General features: G+C 47.1%; 2 tRNA genes and 2 rRNA genes. All 4 read right to left on the reverse strand.

Annotated features, from left to right (window positions below):
• Positions 1-50: 50 nt before the first annotated feature.
• The 4 genes from IUY40_RS18935 to IUY40_RS18950 all read right to left on the reverse strand — a co-directional run bounded on the left by IUY40_RS18935 (position 51) and on the right by IUY40_RS18950 (position 4,958).
• Positions 51-2,934: ribosomal RNA gene (locus IUY40_RS18935) — 23S ribosomal RNA — on the reverse strand.
• A 128-nt stretch (positions 2,935-3,062) separates the two neighbouring features.
• Positions 3,063-3,136: transfer RNA gene (locus tag IUY40_RS18940), tRNA-Ala, on the reverse strand.
• Between the two features lie 108 nt (positions 3,137-3,244).
• A tRNA-Ile gene (locus IUY40_RS18945) sits at positions 3,245-3,318 on the reverse strand.
• Positions 3,319-3,444: 126 nt separating this feature from the next.
• Positions 3,445-4,958, reverse strand: a 16S ribosomal RNA gene (locus IUY40_RS18950).
• Together the 16S and 23S rRNA genes with 2 tRNA genes alongside form the textbook arrangement of a ribosomal RNA operon.
• Positions 4,959-5,122 lie beyond the last annotated feature (164 nt).

The raw sequence follows: 5,122 nt of genomic DNA on the forward strand, positions 1-5,122 counted from the left end.
TTTTTATTATTTAGAAAGTTTCTTCCCCCCGATTGCTCAGGGGGAAAAGCGTACATAAGCTTACGGATTATTAGTACTACTCGACTATGACATTACTGCCTTTACATCTATAGCCTATCAACGTGGTCATCTCCCACGATCCTTAAAAGAAATCTCATCTTGTGGTGGGTTTCGCGCTTATATGCTTTCAGCGCTTATCCCTTCCAAACGTAGCTACTCTGCGGTGCTCCTGGCGGAACAACAGATACACTAGAGGTTTGTCCAATTCGGTCCTCTCGTACTAGAATCAGATCCACTCAAATTTCTTGCGCCCACAGTAGATAGAGACCGAACTGTCTCACGACGTTCTGAACCCAGCTCGCGTGCCACTTTAATGGGCGAACAGCCCAACCCTTGGGACCTTCTCCAGCCCCAGGATGTGACGAGCCGACATCGAGGTGCCAAACCCCCCCGTCGATATGAGCTCTTGGGGGAGATCAGCCTGTTATCCCCGGCGTACCTTTTATCCTTTGAGCGATGGCCCTTCCATGCGGAACCACCGGATCACTATGCTCTACTTTCGTACCTGATCGACCTGTATGTCTCTCAGTCAAGCTCCCTTATGCCATTGCACTCTACGCACGGTTACCAAGCGTACTGAGGGAACCTTTAGAAGCCTCCGTTACTCTTTTGGAGGCGACCACCCCAGTCAAACTACCCACCAAGCAATGTCCCCCGCAAAACGGGGTTAGGCCTCAGATAAACAAAGGGTTGTATTTCAACAATGACTCCACAACGCCTAGCGACGCCACTTCACAGTCTCCAACCTATCCTACACATCATTTATCCAAGGTCAATACTAAGCTATAGTAAAGGTGCACAGGGTCTTTTCGTCCCACTGCGGGTAAGCGGCATCTTCACCGCTACTACAATTTCACCGAGCTCATGGCTGAGACAGTGTCCAGATCGTTACACCATTCGTGCAGGTCGGAACTTACCCGACAAGGAATTTCGCTACCTTAGGACCGTTATAGTTACGGCCGCCGTTTACTGGGGCTTCAATTCAATGCTTCTCCGAAGATAACATCTCCTCTTAACCTTCCAGCACCGGGCAGGTGTCAGGCCCTATACTTCATCTTACGATTTTGCAGAGCCCTGTGTTTTTGATAAACAGTCGCCTGGACCTCTTCACTGCGGCCAGCATTGCTGCTGGCGACCTTTCTCCCGAAGTTACAGGTCTATTTTGCCTAATTCCTTAGCCATGAATCTCTCGAGCACCTTAGGATTCTCTCCTCGACTACCTGTGTCGGTTTGCGGTACGGGTACTTATTACCTGAAGTTTAGAGGTTTTTCTTGGAAGCCCTTAGGCGCACTATCTCTTCAACCGAAGTATCCGAGTACTATCGTATTTCCCCAAGATCTGTGGATTTGCCTGCAGATCTTATAGGTAGGTACTTCAACGAACTATTCCGTCAGTTCGCGGCGCTTTCATCACTCCGTCACCCCATCACAGTAATAACTAGTACGGGAATATTAACCCGTGGTCCATCGACTGTCCCTTTCGGGTTCGCCTTAGGTCCCGACTAACCCACAGCTGATTAGCATAGCTGTGGAAACCTTAGTCTTTCGGTGTGCGGGTTTCTCGCCCGCATTATCGTTACTTATGCCTACATTTTCTTTTCTAACCAGTCCAGCAAACCTTACGGCTCACCTTCAACCCTGTTAGAATGCTCCCCTACCACTTTAACTTACGTTAAAATCCATAGCTTCGGTAATATGTTTATGCCCGATTATTATCCATGCTCGTCCGCTCGACTAGTGAGCTGTTACGCACTCTTTAAATGAATGGCTGCTTCCAAGCCAACATCCTAGCTGTCTGGGCAGACAAACCTCGTTCTTTCAACTTAACATATATTTGGGGACCTTAGCTGATGGTCTGGGTTCTTTCCCTCTCGGACTTGGACCTTAGCACCCAAGCCCTCACTGTTGTGAAACATTATATAGCATTCGGAGTTTGTCAGGAATTGGTAGGCGGTGAAGCCCCCGCATCCAATCAGTAGCTCTACCTCTATATAACTTTATGCACAACGCTGCACCTAAATGCATTTCGGGGAGTACGAGCTATTTCCGAGTTTGATTGGCCTTTCACCCCTACCCACAGGTCATCCGAAGACTTTTCAACGTCAACCGGTTCGGTCCTCCACTGTGTGTTACCACAGCTTCAACCTGCCCATGGGTAGATCACACGGTTTCGCGTCTAACACTACTGACTAAAGCGCCCTATTCAGACTCGCTTTCGCTACGGATCCGTGGCTTAACCACTTATCCTTGCCAGCAACGTTAACTCGTAGGCTCATTATGCAAAAGGCACGCCGTCACCCCACGAAAGGGCTCCGACCGCTTGTAAGCGTATGGTTTCAGGATCTATTTCACTCCGTTATTCACGGTTCTTTTCACCTTTCCCTCACGGTACTGGTTCACTATCGGTCTCTCAGGAGTATTTAGCCTTAGCGGATGGTCCCGCCAAATTCAGACAGGATTTCACGTGTCCCGCCCTACTCAGGATACCACTATCATTTACACTCATTACCTATACGGGACTATCACCCTCTATGGTTCTACTTTCCAGTAGATTCTAATTCTTTGTGCAACAAATATCGTGGTCCTACAACCCCAACATTGCCGTAACAACATTGGTTTGGGCTAATCCGCGTTCGCTCGCCACTACTTACGGAATCACTTTTGTTTTCTTCTCCTCCGCCTACTTAGATGTTTCAGTTCAGCGGGTTTGCCCACCTATCGGTGTACTATGTCTTCAACATAGTGGGTTGCCCCATTCAGGTATTTACGGATCAATTCGTGTGTGCCGATCCCCGTAACTTTTCGCAGCTTATCACGCCTTTCATCGCCTCTGAGAGCCAAGGCATCCCCCATACGCCCTTATTTTGCTTATTGTACAAGTCTTGATAAATCAAGACTCTTTTCTTTACCATAAGTATCTCTACTTACAATAAAAAATGCTTTCTACTTTTTATTATTTTCTTATCTCAATATGTCAATGAACTTTTATCCTTACGGATCTGTGGAGAATAACGGAGTCGAACCGTTGACCTCCTGCGTGCAAGGCAGGCGCTCTAGCCAGCTGAGCTAATCCCCCATTTCAATTTTAGATCTTTGAATTCAGATTTTAGATCTCTTAATCCTTATCTAATCTCTTTTGGTGAATTCCAACTTCTAGAATTTCCTTTTTTTTTAAGTTTAAAAGTAGTCCCGGGCAGACTCGAACTGCCGACCCCTACATTATCAGTGTAGTACTCTAACCAGCTGAGCTACGAGACTCTGTTTTTTACTTAAATTGTATTATTTGAACTAACAGCAGAGTAATATAATCTATAGAAATGAAACCTAAAGTCTCTTTCGTCTTCTTTCCCCAACGTGCATAAATGCTAACATATAGGGCTCTAGAAAGGAGGTGTTCCAGCCGCACCTTCCGGTACGGCTACCTTGTTACGACTTAGCCCTAGTTACCAGTTTTACCCTAGGCAGCTCCTTGCGGTCACCGACTTCAGGCACCCCCAGCTTCCATGGCTTGACGGGCGGTGTGTACAAGGCCCGGGAACGTATTCACCGGATCATGGCTGATATCCGATTACTAGCGATTCCAGCTTCACGGAGTCGAGTTGCAGACTCCGATCCGAACTGTGACCGGTTTTATAGATTCGCTCCTGGTCGCCCAGTGGCTGCTCTCTGTACCGGCCATTGTAGCACGTGTGTAGCCCAAGGCGTAAGGGCCGTGATGATTTGACGTCATCCCCACCTTCCTCACAGTTTGCACTGGCAGTCTTGTTAGAGTTCCCGACATGACTCGCTGGCAACTAACAACAGGGGTTGCGCTCGTTATAGGACTTAACCTGACACCTCACGGCACGAGCTGACGACAACCATGCAGCACCTTGTAAATTGTCTTGCGAAAGATCTGTTTCCAAACCGGTCAATCTACATTTAAGCCTTGGTAAGGTTCCTCGCGTATCATCGAATTAAACCACATGCTCCACCGCTTGTGCGGGCCCCCGTCAATTCCTTTGAGTTTCATTCTTGCGAACGTACTCCCCAGGTGGGATACTTATCACTTTCGCTTAGCCACTGAGATTGCTCCCAACAGCTAGTATCCATCGTTTACGGCGTGGACTACCAGGGTATCTAATCCTGTTCGCTACCCACGCTTTCGTCCATCAGCGTCAATATATTAGTAGTAACCTGCCTTCGCAATTGGTATTCCATGTAATCTCTAAGCATTTCACCGCTACACTACATATTCTAGTTACTTCCTAATAATTCAAGTCTAACAGTATCAATGGCCGTTCCACCGTTGAGCGATGGGCTTTCACCACTGACTTATTAAACCGCCTACGGACCCTTTAAACCCAATGATTCCGGATAACGCTTGGATCCTCCGTATTACCGCGGCTGCTGGCACGGAGTTAGCCGATCCTTATTCTTACAGTACCGTCAAGCTGGTTCACGAACCAGGGTTTCTTCCTGTATAAAAGCAGTTTACAATCCATAGGACCGTCATCCTGCACGCGGCATGGCTGGATCAGGCTTGCGCCCATTGTCCAATATTCCTCACTGCTGCCTCCCGTAGGAGTCTGGTCCGTGTCTCAGTACCAGTGTGGGGGATCTCCCTCTCAGGACCCCTACCCATCGTAGCCTTGGTAAGCCGTTACCTTACCAACTAGCTAATGGGACGCATGCTCATCTTTTACCGTTGTGACTTTAATTATAAAATGATGCCATTATATAATACTATGAGGTATTAATCCAAATTTCTCTGGGCTATCCCTCTGTAAAAGGTAGATTGCATACGCGTTACGCACCCGTGCGCCGGTCTCTAGTTCCGAAGAACTATACCCCTCGACTTGCATGTGTTAAGCCTGCCGCTAGCGTTCATCCTGAGCCAGGATCAAACTCTTCATCGTATATTTTTATATTATATTGCGACTAAGATACTATTGGTCTTTTTCAAATCTTACGATTCTATTACTCTTTATTATTTGTTTTAAGATCTCTCTTAAAACGGCTGTCAATTCAATATGTCTAGGAACGTGTTCTTATTTCTTAATAACGCTTGTTTCTCAAAGCG

It is taken from the genome of Flavobacterium sp. ALJ2 (assembly GCF_015594725.1).
Classification (GTDB): domain Bacteria; phylum Bacteroidota; class Bacteroidia; order Flavobacteriales; family Flavobacteriaceae; genus Flavobacterium.